Consider the following 16,963-nt stretch of genomic DNA (forward strand, 5'->3'; position numbering starts at 1 on the left):
GATGCTTCCTGTTTTTTTATCCTGATGCTTTACTTTCTTTTGCTTTTTTCACAGCATGAGCAATACTTGCGGCCAAGCCGCCCCATATGATGACCATCCCTACAACCATCATTGTCATTGAACTTCCATCCATTATTTAGAAACCCCCTTCTCTTTAACTGACAAACGAATCGTCCCATCTTTCCATCGTGCAAAAGAAAAAGCAATGCCTAAAATAACAGCCAGAGCTGCCACGCCCCAACCAAAAGGACCTACAAAAGCCGTTGCATACTGCTCGTAATTTTCCGAAATATTTTTTCGGAAGTTATCAAACATCATATACCCAAGTACAAGTGGTGTAACTACTCCTAAACATATCTTCCACCATGAACCGATTCGGATATCAGAAACTTCGTTTGCATGCTGCTGAAGGCTGCTCAGCTTTTTAAATACCCAAGCAACTAATACAACTTCTACTAAGCCTGCTAAAGCAACTCCGAAGTTATTAATGAAATAATCGACCACATCTAAGAAATAAAGTCCGCCTTGTGTTGCAAATAATAGCGAGCAAATTGAAGCGATTCCTCCGCCTATTAATACAGATTTTGTACGTGAGATAGTAAATTTATCTTGAATGCCTGCTACAAATGTTTCAATAATTGAAATAAGCGACGTTAATCCTGCTAATGTTAAGGAAGCAAAGAATAACATTCCAAACAGCTGTTTAAAGGCCGGAAATTCATTAATAATTTGCGGGAAAACAACAAAGGCTAGTCCTACCCCTCCCTGAACCACCTTATCGATTGGGATACCTTGCTGAGTAGCCATAAAACCAAGTGCGCTAAACACACCGATTCCTGCTAGTAATTCAAAAGCAGAATTACCGAATCCAGTAATAAACGCATTATTAGTTAAATCAGATTTTTTTGGAAGGTAACTGGAATAAGTGATCATAATAGCAAAACCAACAGATAAACTAAAGAAAATTTGACCATATGCCGCAATCCAAACCTTTCCATCTCCAATTGCGCTCCAGTTTGGTTTAAAGAAAGCGTGCAGACCTTCCATTGCTCCGTCCAATGTTACTGCTCGAATGACAATGATTAAAAATAGAACAATTAGTGTTGGTAAAAAGATTTTGTTTGCTGCTTCAATTCCTTTTTTGATTCCCTTTAATAACACACCTAATGTTACAATCCATACAAGTACAAGCGGAATTAAAACATGTAATACGATGCTTCCTGTTTGTCCTGGTGCTTCAGCTAATTTTAAGTAATCTCCATATAAGAACGCTTCCGTGTCCTTTCCCCAGCTTAACTTAAATGAAAAGATAAAATACGACATCGCCCATGCGATAATGACAGAGTAGTAAACGGAAATAAAAAATGAAATAGCTACTTGCCACCAGCCCAGCCACTCAGCCTTTGGACTTAGTCTCGCTAACGATAAAGGAGAGGAACCTTTATATTTATGACCTATAGCAAACTCCATGATTAAAATAGGAATTCCTGCCGTCAACAAAGCAAATAAATAGGGAAGAAAAAATGCTCCTCCTCCGTTTTCATATGCAGTAGCCGGAAACCTCCATATATTCCCTAGTCCAATTGCTGACCCTGCTGCTGCTAAAATAAACCCTGCTCTTGATCCCCACTGCGGCCTATTTTCCACTGTAATTCCCCCTCTTGTTCTCTCTCTACTCTCTTTTTATCGTAGATCAATGATAATTTTTATAATTTTTAGATTATTCTTTCTATAAGTTCCTATCTCAAATTATAGAAGGGAGAAGATAGTATGTCAAAATATTTTTTATAGAAAATTCAGACAAATATCCCAATGAATAAAAGCAGGTATGAAAGTCTTTTTGAACTTCCACACCTGCTTTTTCAATAACACTTTATCACGTTAATATAATATTGTTAATTTTTCTTCGGAAGTTCAATCGCTGGAGAAGACGAGTTTCCACCGTTAAAATAGTCAGGAACATTTCCAGGAATAACGGTACCTCCGACTGGGATTGTAGCCGTAACGGTTGTTTTTTTAGTTGCAAATGGGATAATGATTTGCATGTTTACTTTTACTTTGATAGATACTTCAAGAAACGCATTATTTATTCCATACTCCTCGATTTTTCGCACTACGTCTGTTTGAACGTCACCAATAGCATGAAATTTAACCGGAATCAGCGGACCTAGATTTCCAAGCAGAGCATTATTCGTAGCCTGCCCAAGCGGGACTTGGTAGACAATTCCTTGATTCCGCAACTTTTCACTTTTTTCAATACGAATATCTGTTGGAAGTTCAAGGGCATCTAAATTCCCTTTCTCTGCTTCTTTTAAGTTAGCCTGGACAAATGACGTAGTTTGAGCTCTAACTCGGTTCACAAGCGCTGTGTCAATTTTGGCTACTTGACCGTTAGGTGTAGATTCCACTTTAATGACATCTACGTCGAGCTGATCGAGTACCTGTTTATTCACCGCTTTATTAATAACTAAAGTTGCAATCTCTTTTGTTTGTGCTTCAGCATATTTCATCAACGTTGGTTCAATCCCTCTATTAATTAGCCATAATCCTACCCCTGTGGAAAGCATAAAAAAAAGAAAGGTGAGCAACAGAACGTAACGAAAAGGAAGCGGGCCTTTTCTTGTTAATTTCCGACGAAGTTTAACCAAAAAAAATCCCTCCTTACAAGCTATATGTATGCATGTATAAGGAGGTTCACGCTTCTTTTAAGAAGTTTTATCTTAAATTCTCGACTATATTAAAGCATTTTCAATAAAGCATCTTTGCCAATTGTGCCTTTAAAAATCCCTCTTTTTTCAGCTTCAAGCGTTACAGATTCAAGCGGCGCTTCAAGAAGCTGCTCAATTGTACGTACACCTACAGCTCTTCCAGCTATTATTTGACGATCAGCTAATTTATCATTTAATAGACCTACGTCTAGTGCTCCGCACATAATGTAGCCTTTATCTGATGAAATTGTTAACAAAGTTGTTTTTGGCAGTAATACGGTAACTGCATTAAACGTATGACCTTCAATTACGATAGGCGATAAGGTAATCATAGTAGCTCACTCCTTTCTTAATCAATTTATGATATTGAAAGAAAAAAGTGAGGTTTTACATATACTTTTCTACCTATTTAACGTTTAGAGTAATCCTCACACATTTTATAGAACTCGGTGCTAAAATTCGTTAAAAAAATCTAGTTGCTTAGGAGCTAAATTCTCGTATTCAATATTTAATAAACTCATGAGCTGTTTGGCATTATGTACAGCATCTCCGCCGGAGTTATTATTAAATAACAGGTAAATGTCCTTCGTTTGTTTTTGCAGCTTTTCAAGACGTTCTTTCCACTCTAGGAGCTCTTTTTCATTGTAACGATACAAAAACCTTACCGCTCGCCAATTTCCTTCTGCTGGCTTGTTCCAACCATGTACGTTTCGTCCATGAAAACGTATGAGTGTTTTCTGTTTATCTGTAGCATGAATCACAATGGGAATAGATCCTTCTCCTGCTTGCGGTTCATCACAAATACCATGAATCCACTTCTCTTGTTCCATAAACGTTAGCGTTTTATCGTAGAAAAACGGCTTAAACCAAGACTGATTTCGAAACTCAAGGGCTACTGGCAAATCTCCAAACTTTTCACGGCTATATCTCAAATATGCTACGTTTTCTTTTGTACAGTCAAACCACGGTGGCATTTGAAATAAAATCATGGCCAGCTTATTTGAACTTACGTACGGCTTCACTGATTCTAAAAATGCATGAAACATTTCTTCTTTGCTATCAAACGGATTTCCTTCTCTCATATGCCCTGTCATGCCTTGATAGGCTTTTACCACAAAACGAAAAGATTCGGGTGTATCATTCACCCACTTTTCTACATTTGATTTAGGTTGAATTGCATAAAAAGATGAATCGACTTCAACAATTGGAAAATGGCCTGCGTATACGGCAAGCTTGTCTCTTGATGAAACGCCCGCTTCATATAATGAATCATGATCTCCCCAGCCTGTGACTCCAATATAAATCATGCCATTCCTCCTCTATTTCCTTAGATTGCTTTTCTTTATTTTAATACAAACGATACAAAAAAACTCGTTTGCATAAACAGCAAACGAGTTTTTATCTATTATTAACCGATTGAACCTTCCATTTCGAATTTGATTAGACGGTTCATTTCTACTGCATATTCCATTGGAAGCTCTTTTGTAAATGGTTCAATAAAGCCCATTACAATCATTTCTGTTGCTTCTTCTTCAGAAATACCGCGGCTCATTAGATAGAATAATTGTTCTTCAGATACTTTCGATACCTTCGCTTCATGCTCAAGTGAGATGTTATCGTTTAAAATCTCATTGTACGGAATTGTATCAGAAGTTGATTGATTATCCATAATTAGCGTATCACACTCAATGTTCGCACGTGCACCTTCTGCTTTACGGCCGAAGTGTACGATACCGCGGTATGTTACTTTACCGCCTTGTTTTGAAATTGATTTTGATACGATCGTTGAAGATGTGTTCGGTGCTAAGTGAATCATTTTTGCACCAGCATCTTGGTGCTGTCCTTTACCAGCAAGGGCAATAGATAATGTCATACCACGTGCACCTTCACCTTTTAAGATAACAGCTGGATATTTCATTGTTAACTTAGAACCGATGTTTCCATCAATCCATTCCATTGTTGCGTTTGCTTCACAAACTGCACGTTTTGTTACAAGGTTGTATACGTTGTTCGCCCAGTTTTGAATTGTTGTATAGCGGCAATACGCATCTTTTTTGATGATAATTTCTACAACGGCACTGTGAAGAGAGTTTGTTGTATAAACAGGTGCTGTACAGCCCTCTACATAGTGGACGTGTGAGCCTTCATCAGCAATAATTAACGTACGCTCAAACTGTCCCATATTTTCAGAGTTAATACGGAAATAAGCTTGTAATGGTGTATCTACTTTTACGCCTTTTGGTACGTAAATGAATGATCCACCAGACCAAACCGCTGAGTTAAGAGCAGAGAATTTGTTATCCGTTGGCGGGATAACTTTTCCAAAATGCTCGCGGAAAATATCTTCGTTTTCTTTTAGCGCCGTATCTGTATCTTTAAATACGATACCTTGCGCTTCAAGATCTTCTTTCATATTGTGATAAACAACTTCAGATTCGTACTGAGCTGATACACCCGCAAGATACTTTTGCTCTGCTTCAGGAATACCTAGTTTATCAAACGTTTGTTTAATTTCTTCAGGAACTTCATCCCAAGAGCGTTCAGACTTCTCAGATGGTTTTACGTAGTACGTAATTTCATCGAAGTCTAAGCTTGCCATGTCTCCGCCCCACTGTGGCATTGGCATGTTGTAGAAGTGCTCTAGAGATTTCAAACGGAAGTCAAGCATCCATTGTGGTTCCTCTTTCATACGAGAAATTTCTTCTACGATTTCTTTTGTTAAACCGCGTTTAGAGCGGAAAATTGATACGTCTTTATCGGAAAATCCATATTTATAATCGCCGATTTCTGGCATTTTTTTAGCCATCTTTTATTACCCCCTACTTGATAGGATTGGGAATGAATGAAGGTCTTATTTTTGTTCGTTAAGACCTTTTTCCATCGCTTTCCACGCTAGTGTTGCACATTTAATACGCGCAGGAAATTTTGCTACACCTTGAAGTGCTTCAATATCTCCTAAATCTATACTATCATCATACTCTTTACCTTGCATCATGTCAGAGAAGATATGGGCCATTTTAAACGCTTTGTCTACTTCTTGACCTTTAATTGCTTGTGTCATCATTGAAGCTGATGACATTGAAATTGAACATCCTTCACCTTCGAACTTTGCATCCACCACTTTGCCGTCCTCTACTTTTAAAGAAAGCTCAATGCGGTCTCCGCACGTCGGGTTATTCATATGAATGTTCACAGTATCTTCATTCAACGTTCCACGATTACGCGGGTTTTTATAATGGTCCATAATTACTTGACGATAGAGAGTATCTAAATTATTAAAAGCCATTTGTAAAATACTCCTTCGTTTTTATTAATGATGACACCAATTTATCTACTTCTTCTTCTGTATTATACAGATAGAAGCTCGCACGTGCAGTAGAAGATACGTTTAAATATTTCATCAGCGGCTGCGCACAGTGATGACCTGCACGAATCGCAATTCCATCAGCGTCTACTACTGTTGCAACGTCGTGCGGATGCACATCTTCAATATTAAACGTCACAACACCCGCTCGCTCTTTCGGTCCGTAAATCGTAATTCCATCTACTTGCGATAAGCGATCCAGTGCATATTGTGCTAACTTGTGCTCATGTGCTTGAATGTTATCTAAACCAACTTCTTCTAAGAAATCAATCGCTGCACCTAAACCAATTGCACCTGCAATGATTGGCGTACCCCCTTCAAATTTCCAAGGAAGCTCTTTCCACGTTGATTCGTATAGGTTTACGAAGTCAATCATTTCGCCACCAAACTCGATTGGTTCCATTTTTTCAAGAAGCTCTTTCTTTCCATAAAGAGCGCCGATTCCAGTTGGTCCGCCCATTTTATGTCCAGAGAAAGCAAAGAAATCACAGTCTAAATCTTGTACATCCACCTTCATGTGAGGTGTACTTTGCGCACCATCCACAACCATTACTGCACCGTTAGCGTGTGCAATTTCTGCAATTTCTTTTACTGGGTTAATCGTGCCCAATACGTTAGATACTTGCATAATCGATACAATTTTTGTGTTAGATGTAATCGTGCTTTTTACCTCTTCTAGTGAAAGTGCATGATCTTCTGTTAATGAAATATATTTTAACGTTGCACCTGTTTCCTTGGCAACTTGCTGCCAAGGAATGATGTTACTGTGATGTTCCATATAAGTAATCACAATTTCATCACCAGGTTTAAGATTCGCACGGCCATAGCTTGCAGCTACTGTATTAAGAGCTGTCGTTGTACCGCGCGTAAAGATAATCTCTTCCGTTGATTTTGCATTAATAAACTTACGAACCTTTTCACGAGCGCCTTCGTATCCGTCTGTTGCTTTTGTACCAAGCGTGTGAACACCTCGGTGTACGTTTGAGTTATATTCTTTGTAATACTTCTCAATTGCTTCAATTACAGCAAGCGGCTTTTGTGAAGTTGCTGCACTGTCTAAATAAACGAGTGGGCTGCCATTTACCTCTTGGTCTAAAATAGGAAATTGTTTACGAATATCAGAGATATTCATTATCGAACTTTCCTTTCAATTAAATCTGTTAATTGCTTTTTAACCGTTTCGATTGGCAACTCGTTTACCACTGGTGCTAAGAACCCGTGAATAACTAGACGTTCTGCTTCTGTTTGCGGAATACCGCGGCTCATTAAGTAGTAAAGCTGAATTGGATCTACGCGTCCAACAGATGCCGCGTGTCCTGCTGTTACATCATCTTCATCAATTAGAAGAATTGGGTTTGCGTCTCCACGTGCTTTTTCACTTAACATTAACACACGAGATTCTTGCTCAGCGTTTGATTTAGATGCACCGTGTTCAATTTTACCGATACCGTTAAAGATTGAAGACGCGCTTTCTTTCATAACGCCGTGTTTTAAAATGTAGCCTTCAGAATGTTTTCCGAAGTGTACGATACTTGTTGTTAAGTTTTGAGACTGCTCTCCACGTCCAACTGTTACCGTTTTTGTATCTCCATATGAACCGTCGCCCATTAGATACGTTGTATTTTCTGAAACTGTATTTCCTTCACTCATTAAGCCTAAAGCCCACTCAATGCGACCATCTTTGCCCGCTACGCCGCGGCGGTTCACATAAGTAGTTGTACCTTTAGCTAAGTAGTCAACAGCTCCAAACGTTACTTTTGCATTGCTGTTAGCGAATACTTCCGTCACGATATTGACAACACCGTTTGACTCTTCAGCAGTAGCAATGTAGTTTTCTACATATGTTACTGAGCTGTTGTCTTCAGCTACAACGATAACATGGTTGAATAAAGCTGCTTCTTCATCTTCACGGACAAATACAGCTTGAAGAGGCTCTTGTACTTCTACATTTTTAGGAACGTATACAAATACACCGCCGTTTAATAACGCTGCGTTTAATGCAGTTAAACGGTGCTCATCTACTTTAACTCCGTCTTTCATAAAGTACTTCTCAACAAGGTCGCTATGCTCTTTAGCAGCTGTTTGAATATCTGTGAAGATAACGCCTTGAGACTTTAGCTCTTCTGTTAATGTTGAATATGCAGCTGTTTGGTCACGCTGAACATATAGATTTTTAACAGCTTCTGTATCAATCAGTGCTTTAACCACTTCTGGAAGCTCGTCTACAGATGAGATTGTGCTTGCCTGTGAAGTGTGCTTGTCAAATGCAGTAAAGTTCCATTTCGAAATGTTTGTTTTATCTGGCTTTGGAAGTGCAAGATCTTCTGCTTTCGCAAGAGCTTGTAAGCGAAGATCTAGCAGCCAACTTGGTTCATTAGCTTCTTTTGAAAAGCTGCTGATGTACTCTTGATCAAATGGTAATTTCGTATCAATAGTCATAGAGATCCTCCTAACTCTTAAGCTTCTTGCTCTACAGTTTCGTCTTCAATACCTAATTCTTGTTTGATCCAGTCATAACCTTCTGCCTCTAGACGCTGTGCTAATTCTGGTCCGCCTGATTTTACAACGCGACCTTGCATCATAACGTGAACTTTATCTGGTGTAATGTAGTTTAGTAAACGTTGGTAGTGAGTAATCATTAAGCAACCAAACTCGCTGCCGCGCAGTTCATTAATACCTTTTGATACAACTTTTAACGCATCGATATCTAAACCAGAGTCGATTTCATCTAAAATTGCAATTCCTGGTTGAAGCATCATTAATTGAAGAATTTCATTACGCTTCTTCTCACCGCCAGAGAAACCTTCGTTTAGGTAACGCTGAGCCATGTCTTGATCCATTTCTAAGAAGTCCATGTTTTTGTCTAATTGACGGATGAATTTCATTAGTGAAATTTCTTCGCCTTCTTCACGACGAGCATTAATTGCTGAACGTAAGAAGTCAGCATTTGTTACCCCGCTGATTTCACTTGGATATTGCATCGCTAGGAATAGACCTGCACGAGCGCGTTCATCTACTTCCATCTCAAGTACATCTTCGCCGTCTAGCGTGATGCTTCCTTGTGTAACCTCGTATTTAGGATGTCCCATGATTGCTGAAGATAATGTTGATTTACCAGTACCGTTTGGTCCCATGATTGCATGGATTTCGCCGCCCTTAACTTCTAAATTAACACCTTTTAAAATTTCTTTACCTTCAATTGCAACATGAAGATCTTTAATTGTTAAAGTTGACCCTGCCATATTAAAACCTCCAGTTATAGACGTATATAGTAAAAAACGATATACCTATATCTTTTTAATTATTCTCATTTTATTCTCATTACAATCTTATAACAAATGAAAACTTATAGCAACCTTTTGACCCAAAAGGTTTTAAACCATTATGTACGTTTTTTAAGACTAAATCCACTCATAAAAAAGTTGCCTTAAAAGACTCGATAGAGCCTTCTAAGACAAGCTTTTTACCCGCTTTATTTACTTAGTGCGTGTGGCTAGTCAGTTCTGAAACACACTCTTGGACAAGCGTAACGGACTGACTCATCGCTGCGCCTCCGCCAAATGCCGCTGATACTCCGCATGCTTCTAAAATTTCTTGCTCAGTTGCACCTTGATCAATGCAGCCTTTTGTATGATAAATCATACAGTACTCGTCTTGAGCTACTACGCTGATTCCTAGCGCGATTAACTGCTTTTCTTTTTTAGAAAGAGAACCTTCTCCAAAACATGCTTCAGTAAACGCATTAAACGTTTTTGTTACTTCCGGCAATTTTTCGCTAAATTTCCCAACACCCATTTTATAATCATGAAGTGCTTGCTCAGTTGAATGACGTGCTTCTTGCTGCATAACGTCAGCTCCCATCATCAGTAAAGTTTTCACGGTTAGTATGCGTGAGAAAAATAAGAGTTATTCGTTTTGACGCATACAAAAAAAAGCACTTGCCCAGAGTGGGCAAGCGCTTTTCTTCTATTATTTATTTACCGGCAATACTCCGCCTTTGTATTTTTCTTTAATGTAGTCTTGAATTTCTTTAGAGTGAAGAACTTTCACTAAAGCTTTCACTGTATCTTTATTTTCGTCACCTTTGTGAACCGTAATGATGTTTGCATATGGGTTATTTTCTTTGCTTTCCACTGCGATTGGATCTTTTACTGGATCTAAACCAGCATCGATAGCATAGTTAGCATTGATAACAACAGCGTCACCTTCATTGTTTTTGTACATTTGAGGTAACAATCCGCCTTCAACATCGGCTTTAAATTTTAAATTCTTAGGGTTTTCCACAATATCTTTAATTTGTGCGTCTGTTTTCTTTACGCCTGGTTTTAATTTGATCACGCCAGCTTTTTCAAAAATCGATAAAATACGTCCTTGCTCTGCTACTGCATCACGCATAATAACTGTGCCGTTTTTCGGAAGATCTTTTAAGCTTTTGTATTTTTTAGAGTAGATACCAATTGGTTCAATGTGAATGGCACCGGCACTTACAAAATCATACCCTTTTTCACCTTTATGATCTTTTAGCACTGAATTCATATAAGGAACGTGCTGGAAATAGTTTGCATCAATTTCATTGTTTGCAAGAGCTGTGTTCGGTAAGATGTAATCTTGGAATTTTTTAATTTCTAAGTCAATTCCTTGTTTTTCTAAAATCGGTTTTGCTTGTTCTAAAATTTCAGCATGAGGCGTATTAGATGCACCCACGACAATTTTCTTTTCATCTTTCGATCCATTGTTAGATCCACATGCAGCTAATCCTACTACTAGCGCAGATGTTAATGCTAAAGCTGAAAGCCATTTCTTCATAATAAATAGTCCTCCCTTTATCTTTTATCAATTTTTGCAGTAATCGCATCTCCAATAAGTTGGATAATAAATACAATAATCAAAATTAAGATCGTAGCGGCTAGCGTTACGTCATTATGACTGCGCTGGAATCCTTCTAAATATGCAAGGTTTCCAAGACCTCCAGCTCCAATCACACCCGCCATTGCCGTATAACCGACTAACGCAATGGTTGTTACTGTCAAACCGGAAATCAAAGCTGGCAGCGATTCAGGTAACAGCACTTTAAAGATAATAGTGCTTGTTGTTGCCCCCATTGATTTAGCAGCTTCAATAACACCTTTATCAATTTCACGCAGACCAATTTCTACAAGACGCGCGTAGAATGGTGCTGCTCCAACAATTAAAGCAGGTAACGCTGCGTTAGCGCCTAAAATACTTCCTACCAACGCTTTGGTAAATGGAATCAGTAAAACAATTAAAATAATGAATGGAATGGAACGAAAAATATTTACAACTGCTGACACAATGGCATATAAAGGTTTGTTTTGCCAAAGCTGTCCTTTGGACGTTAAAAATAAAAGCAACCCCAATAAAATACCTAGAACAAACGTGGCTATAACTGAAATAGCCGTCATATATAGTGTTTCATTTGTCGCTTGAATAAAATCATCTAAAATAACGTTTGGAAATAGTTTCTCAAGCATTTGTCATTACCTCCACTTCTACCTGCTGCTCATGAATGTATGCAATGACTTTTTCAACTTCTGTTAATTCTCCGTCTAAATGAACGAACAACGTTCCGTATGAACCTGTTTGTGTATGAGAAATCTTTCCTTGCAAAATATTAATCGTTACATCAAACTGTTTTAAAATCGTTGTAATGAGCGGTTGCTCTGCTTTTCCGCCAACAAACGTCAGCTGAATAATTTGCCCGCTTGGATATAGCTCTTTTACTTGTTCAATTGTTTCAAACGTTTCTTCTGGTTCAGAAATCTGTTGAACGAATCGTTTTGTAATCGGCTGCTTAGGTTTTCTGAATACTTCTAGCACTTGTCCTTCTTCTACCACTGCTCCATTTTCCATAACGGCTACTCGATGACAAATTTTACGAATGACGTGCATTTCATGAGTAATCAATACGATGGTCAACCCAAGCTTTTCATTAATATCTACTAACAGATCTAAAATGGAATCTGTCGTTTGTGGATCAAGCGCTGATGTTGCTTCATCACACAGCAATACTTTTGGATTATTCGCTAGCGCTCGAGCAATCCCAACACGCTGTTTTTGTCCACCGCTAAGCTGTGATGGATAAGCATCTTCACGCCCTTCAAGTCCGACCAGCTTAATGAGCTCGTCTACTCGTTTCATTCTTTTTTCTTTTGAAATCCCTGCTATTTCTAACGGAAAGGCAATATTTTCTCTCACCGTACGTGACCACAAGATATTAAAGTGCTGAAATACCATACTAATTTCTTGTCTAGCTTTTCTGAGTTTTCCGCCTTTAATTTTTCCAATATCATTACCTGCTACTTCGACCGTTCCTGTCGTTGGTGTTTCTAATCCATTTAGCAAGCGAATTAAAGAGCTTTTCCCCGCTCCGCTGTAACCAATAATTCCGTAAATTTCACCTTGGTTAACGGTTAGATTCACATTGTCAACAGCTGTTACTCGACCGCTTTTAGCCTGATAAATTTTTGTAACGTCTGTTAATGTAATCATATTTCTTCACCTTCTTTAGTAAAAACTTGATTATGTTAGGTTGCCCTATAGAATGAAAAAGCCGTAAAACATTTTTCCCCATCAAAAAAGCCTCTCTGCGCATGACAGAAAGGCTCGATATTTAATCCTTTCTCTCATCTTTCAAAGCGCATAGCTTTGCAGGAATTGGCACCATTTCAGTTAGTCTGACGGTTGCCGGGTTTCACAGGGCTCAGTCCCTCCACCTCTCTTGATAAGAGTTCGCAACAATTATTTTGTTTTTGGGAAATATTCATTCATTTATGAACATTCATGAGTGTGATTTTAGCATGTGTCAGATAGGCTGTCAACAGATTTTACCCTTGGGATAATATCCCAAGATTTCAACAGCCCCAACGGTTCGCTCTCTTTCCATTTCTTCATTTTAAACAAACGTTTGATTATCGAAGTTCTTCAAGCACGTGCTCGATGGAATGAAACGCATAAAGTTTTTTTATCATTTCGCCATTTTTCACTTCAATCAAACAAGGTACACTTTCAATGGAAAATAACTCTGCTTTTGAAGGCATATAATTTAAATTGCTCATTCCGATGGTTACATCCGGCAGCATCGCTTCTGCCACGGTTAACATTTTTTTTGCCAGCTGACACGTTCCGCAAAAAGGCGTATGGAAAAAGATAAAGGCTCTTTCTCCTTCTTTTAACTGATCATCAAGCTGTTTTTCGCTCCATTCTTGCATGTTGCTCATTCCTTTTATGTTAAAAATTCTGCATTAACATCGATATTGGCACTCAGTAATACTGTTGCTATGTGATGTCTAGGGGCGGCAGCAACTTCTCGGTACATTTTATCAATATATAAATGCTCTGCTTCCGGAAGCTCTCGTTTAAATTGTTTTCTCAGCTTATTCCCTGAATCATCAGAGTCAACGAGTATGTATACCTCTTTGTTAAACGTACAGTCAATAATTTCATCCAGCTTTGATAAACTAATCGTACCGTTTGTACAAATAATTTCAATTGGTTCTCGAATGATATCTTGAATACGCTTTTTATCTGATTTTCCTTCGACAATAATTACTTTTTCAATTTCAATTAGCCCCATTTTCATCACCCGTAATCGTCAGTTGTATAGTAACATCATTTCTTTATGCTATACAATATTCGTTAATGTATCACAGTTCACCTGTTTTTTAAAAGAAATTTGCAAGAAAGAACTCTTTTAAAAGGCAGTTTAGGCCATATTATTTCCATAAAACAAGAAAAACAGCGGCAGTTGCCACTGTTTAGCACCATCCTGCTTCTTCGTCGCAGTCTGTATATTTTTGCGTTTCACCTTGTTTTTGTACGTCCGCATATTGATAGAACTTATTATTTTCTTGCGAATATCCTTCTTCAAAGCGGTATTCATTGCCGCTTGTCCCATAACTAACTTCACCAATTGGCTGCTTATCAACATATAATTTCATACCGCCGTCATGAAATTTAGCTGTAACGCGATCTGTAACGTCCATTTTTTGTTTTTCAAACATAAAAAGACACTCCTTTAGCTTGTTTACTAATAGAGTGTCCAGTCAAAAACTTTTCATAAAGACAATTTATGGAGGAGTATTATCCTTCGTTTGTCATTTCTTCGTATTGCTCTGCTGTCATCAGCTTGTCTACTTGAGAAGCATCAGATGGTTTGATTGTAATCATCCATGCTTCTTCGTATGGAGATTCATTAACAAGTTCAGGGCTATCGCCTAAGTTGTCGTTTACTGCTACAACTTCACCGCTAATTGGTGCATAAAGCTCAGAAACTGTTTTTACTGATTCAACGCTACCAAACGGCTCGTCAGCTTCTACTGTTGCTCCTACTTCTGGCAGTTCAACGAATACGATGTCTCCAAGCTCAGCCTGAGCGAAATGTGTAATACCTACGCGGACAACGTCTCCTTCTGTTTTTACCCATTCATGCTCTTCAGAATAACGCAAATCTTTTGGTGTACTCATCTTAATCCCTCCAAAATATGTATCGTAATTTGTTTATATAAAAAGCGCCTTCAACGTGGAGAACACTTTCTACAACCTAAAATAACTTCCTATTAACAGTGTAACGTAAAAGGTAAAAATTTTCTATTTGAAAACTTACTTCCACACGTTCTCAAACTGCTCTTCTTTGAAACCAAGCGTTACTTTTTGTCCATCTGTTAGCAGCGGACGCTTAATTAACATGCCATCTGATGCAAGAATCGATAGAAGTTCATCTTCACTCGCACTGCTTACTTTATCTTTCAGTCCTAATTCGCGATATTTTTTACCGCTTGTATTAAAGAATTTTTTTAATTCTAAACCGCTGTTCTGATAATAAGACTGCAGCTGCTCTTTTGTTGGCGGTTTTTCTACAATATGAATTTCTTCATACGCTACTCCGTTATCATCCAGCCACTTCTTTGCTTTTCGGCACGTGCCACACTTTGGATATGAATAAAAAAACAATGACATTTCGTCAACCACCCTTTATTTTAAGCTTTTTTCGTATTTTAACACATCCTTTATCATTTACCTAGATAGAGGCTTCTTAAACAAAAAGGAGCTCGTAAAACGAGCTCCTTTTTTCTTAAACTGTGAACTTCTCTACTTCTAGAAGTGTTTTTGCAATCTCGCGCTTTACGCTAATTACATTAATTGGTGTATAGCGAGTTAACTTACGAAGAGACGAAAGCATAACTCTAAGCGTATCACCTTGTTCAACGCCAATTAACGTTTCTTTTGCATCTGCTTCGATTCGATTAAATGCTTCTTGGCAGAATACTTGCGTATATTTTACTTTTAAGCTGTTTTGATCTACTCCTGTTTTGGAAATGGCTTTTTCAGTACGTAAAACAGTGGATTCCATTGCATATACGTTACTAATCATATCGGAAATATTAACGAGAATTTCTTGTTCTTTCTCTAATTCTTTACCGTATTTCTGTGCAGCTAGACCTAAAAGCAAGAGCGCAATTTTCTTCCCATTTTGCACAAGCATTTTTTCTTGATCTAACGGCTCATTCCCTACTTCCTGCGGCATAAGCATCATCAATTCTTCTTGAAGCGTTTGTGCTTTTTGAAGCAGCGGAAGCTCTCCTTTTAGCGCTTTGCGTAAATATGTGCCTGGTACTAAGAGACGATTAATTTCATTTGTTCCTTCAAAAATACGGTTAATGCGGGAATCACGATACAGGCGCTCGATTTCATACTCACTCATAAAACCATAGCCTCCGTGAAGCTGCACCCCTTCATCTACGATATAGTCAAGAGATTCCGTTGCAAACACTTTATTTAATGAGCATTCAATGGCATATTCAGCAATCGAAGCGGCAATTTGCTTTCCGTCTTTTTGCTGTTCTTCGGAAAGCTGGCCCATATGGTCTTCAAAAAGTCCTACCGTACGGTAAACAGAGCTTTCAGTTGCATACAATTTAGAAGCCATTGTGGCTAACTTTTCTTGCGTTAATGAGAATCTAGCGATTGGCGTTTTAAACTGCTGACGCTGGTTAACATATTGAGACGTAATTTCTAACGCACGTTTCCCTGCTCCAACTGCTCCAACTCCAAGCTTATAGCGTCCAATATTTAAAATGTTAAAGGCAATAACATGGCCTTTTCCAATTTCACCTAACACGTTCTCTTTTGGGACAAGCGCATCTTCAAGAATCAACGTTCTGGTTGATGAGCTTTTGATTCCCATTTTCTTCTCTTCCGGTCCAACCGAAACACCTGGAAATTCGCGTTCAACGATAAAAGCAGAAAATTTATCGCCGTCAATTTTCGCGTACACGACGAACACATCAGCAAATCCGGCATTCGTAATCCACTGCTTTTCTCCATTTAACACATAGTGTGTGCCTTCTGCGTTAAGGCGAGCTGTTGTGCGAGCACCGAGGGCATCGGAACCAGAACCAGGTTCTGTTAACGCATATGCTGCTATTTTTTCCCCTACCGCTAGAGCAGGTAAATATGCTTGTTTTTGCTCTTCTGTTCCAAATAAGACGATTGGCAATGACCCAATTCCTACATGAGCACCATGAGTGATGGAAAATCCGCCTGCTCGAGACATTTTTTCAGCAATTAAAGCCGAGGTAATCTTATCTAAACCAAGCCCACCGTATTCTTCCGGTACATCTGCACCAAGCAACCCTAATTCACCAGCTTGTTTTAATAGCTTTACAGAACGGTCAAACTCATGCTTTTCTAAATATTCCACTTGTGGAAGGACTTCATTTTCTACAAATTCATCTGTCGTCTTGGCAATCATCTTTTGTTCAGATGTATAATCCTCTGGCGTGTAGACGCGGCTTGCATCGCCTTCTTCAATTAAAAAACTTCCACCTTTAATCATTTGTTTTGTTTTATTTGACATGTTCATATCCCCCTT

20 protein-coding genes and 1 riboswitch are annotated in these 16,963 nt (G+C 38.5%); all 20 genes read right to left on the minus strand.

From position 1 onward, the window contains the following. Positions 1-16: 16 nt before the first annotated feature. A complete protein-coding gene (locus U9R83_RS24880; protein ID WP_107918137.1) occupies positions 17-133 on the minus strand; it encodes a methionine/alanine import family NSS transporter small subunit in 117 nt (38 codons plus the stop codon). Continuing rightward, complete coding sequence (locus tag U9R83_RS24885; RefSeq protein ID WP_014457892.1) at positions 133-1,647, minus strand: sodium-dependent transporter; 1,515 nt, start codon at positions 1,645-1,647, stop codon at positions 133-135. The genes U9R83_RS24880 and U9R83_RS24885 overlap by 1 nt, the downstream gene beginning before the upstream one ends. 248 nt (positions 1,648-1,895) lie before the next feature. Then, positions 1,896-2,648: a sporulation protein YunB gene (gene yunB, locus U9R83_RS24890; RefSeq protein WP_013085335.1), complete on the minus strand. Its 753-nt coding sequence runs from the start codon at positions 2,646-2,648 to the stop codon at positions 1,896-1,898. A gap of 89 nt (positions 2,649-2,737) precedes the next feature. Then, positions 2,738-3,040: a YunC family protein gene (locus tag U9R83_RS24895; RefSeq protein ID WP_014457890.1), complete on the minus strand. Its 303-nt coding sequence runs from the start codon at positions 3,038-3,040 to the stop codon at positions 2,738-2,740. A gap of 120 nt (positions 3,041-3,160) precedes the next feature. Continuing rightward, complete coding sequence (locus tag U9R83_RS24900; RefSeq protein ID WP_014457889.1) at positions 3,161-4,015, minus strand: DUF72 domain-containing protein; 855 nt, start codon at positions 4,013-4,015, stop codon at positions 3,161-3,163. A gap of 101 nt (positions 4,016-4,116) precedes the next feature. Then, positions 4,117-5,514, minus strand: a complete 1,398-nt coding sequence (gene sufB, locus U9R83_RS24905; protein WP_013059643.1) for a Fe-S cluster assembly protein SufB — start codon at positions 5,512-5,514, stop codon at positions 4,117-4,119. Between the two features lie 45 nt (positions 5,515-5,559). Continuing rightward, the gene (gene sufU / locus U9R83_RS24910) at positions 5,560-5,994 is read right to left on the minus strand and encodes a Fe-S cluster assembly sulfur transfer protein SufU (RefSeq protein WP_013085338.1); all 435 of its coding nucleotides are present in this window, start codon (positions 5,992-5,994) and stop codon (positions 5,560-5,562) included. Next, positions 5,984-7,204: a cysteine desulfurase gene (locus U9R83_RS24915; protein WP_014457888.1), complete on the minus strand. Its 1,221-nt coding sequence runs from the start codon at positions 7,202-7,204 to the stop codon at positions 5,984-5,986. The genes sufU and U9R83_RS24915 overlap by 11 nt, the downstream gene beginning before the upstream one ends. Then, entirely contained in the window at positions 7,204-8,511 is a 1,308-nt protein-coding gene (gene sufD, locus U9R83_RS24920; RefSeq protein ID WP_014457887.1) for a Fe-S cluster assembly protein SufD, read from the minus strand. Before sufD ends, U9R83_RS24915 begins: the two co-directional genes overlap by 1 nt. Before the next feature lie 17 nt (positions 8,512-8,528). Then, positions 8,529-9,314, minus strand: coding sequence for a Fe-S cluster assembly ATPase SufC (gene sufC / locus U9R83_RS24925; RefSeq protein ID WP_013059647.1), 786 nt, complete (start codon positions 9,312-9,314; stop codon positions 8,529-8,531). A 238-nt stretch (positions 9,315-9,552) separates the two neighbouring features. Further along, positions 9,553-9,918, minus strand: a complete 366-nt coding sequence (locus tag U9R83_RS24930; protein WP_016765828.1) for a carboxymuconolactone decarboxylase family protein — start codon at positions 9,916-9,918, stop codon at positions 9,553-9,555. A gap of 123 nt (positions 9,919-10,041) precedes the next feature. Then, positions 10,042-10,878, minus strand: a complete 837-nt coding sequence (locus U9R83_RS24935) for a MetQ/NlpA family ABC transporter substrate-binding protein (RefSeq protein WP_014457885.1) — start codon at positions 10,876-10,878, stop codon at positions 10,042-10,044. A gap of 17 nt (positions 10,879-10,895) precedes the next feature. Then, complete coding sequence (locus U9R83_RS24940; RefSeq protein WP_013085342.1) at positions 10,896-11,564, minus strand: methionine ABC transporter permease; 669 nt, start codon at positions 11,562-11,564, stop codon at positions 10,896-10,898. Then, positions 11,557-12,582 (minus strand): methionine ABC transporter ATP-binding protein, encoded by a 1,026-nt coding sequence (locus tag U9R83_RS24945; RefSeq protein ID WP_014457884.1) that lies wholly within the window; start codon positions 12,580-12,582, stop codon positions 11,557-11,559. Before U9R83_RS24945 ends, U9R83_RS24940 begins: the two co-directional genes overlap by 8 nt. A 131-nt stretch (positions 12,583-12,713) precedes the next feature. Then, positions 12,714-12,821, minus strand: a riboswitch (SAM riboswitch). A 180-nt stretch (positions 12,822-13,001) separates the two neighbouring features. Next, a complete protein-coding gene (locus U9R83_RS24950) occupies positions 13,002-13,301 on the minus strand; it encodes a thioredoxin family protein (protein WP_042991833.1) in 300 nt (99 codons plus the stop codon). A gap of 14 nt (positions 13,302-13,315) precedes the next feature. Next, a complete protein-coding gene (locus tag U9R83_RS24955) occupies positions 13,316-13,666 on the minus strand; it encodes a toprim domain-containing protein (RefSeq protein WP_025752660.1) in 351 nt (116 codons plus the stop codon). Between the two features lie 181 nt (positions 13,667-13,847). Next, a complete protein-coding gene (locus U9R83_RS24960; RefSeq protein WP_014457881.1) occupies positions 13,848-14,093 on the minus strand; it encodes a YusG family protein in 246 nt (81 codons plus the stop codon). 79 nt (positions 14,094-14,172) lie between these two features. Continuing rightward, positions 14,173-14,556, minus strand: coding sequence for a glycine cleavage system protein GcvH (gene gcvH / locus U9R83_RS24965; protein WP_014457880.1), 384 nt, complete (start codon positions 14,554-14,556; stop codon positions 14,173-14,175). A gap of 135 nt (positions 14,557-14,691) precedes the next feature. Further along, positions 14,692-15,048, minus strand: coding sequence for an arsenate reductase family protein (locus U9R83_RS24970; RefSeq protein WP_014457879.1), 357 nt, complete (start codon positions 15,046-15,048; stop codon positions 14,692-14,694). Between the two features lie 115 nt (positions 15,049-15,163). Then, positions 15,164-16,948, minus strand: coding sequence for an acyl-CoA dehydrogenase family protein (locus U9R83_RS24975; protein WP_042991832.1), 1,785 nt, complete (start codon positions 16,946-16,948; stop codon positions 15,164-15,166). Positions 16,949-16,963 lie beyond the last annotated feature (15 nt).

It is taken from the genome of Priestia sp. LL-8 (genome assembly GCF_036227845.1).
In the GTDB taxonomy this organism is placed as follows: Bacteria; Bacillota; Bacilli; order Bacillales; family Bacillaceae_H; genus Priestia; species Priestia zanthoxyli.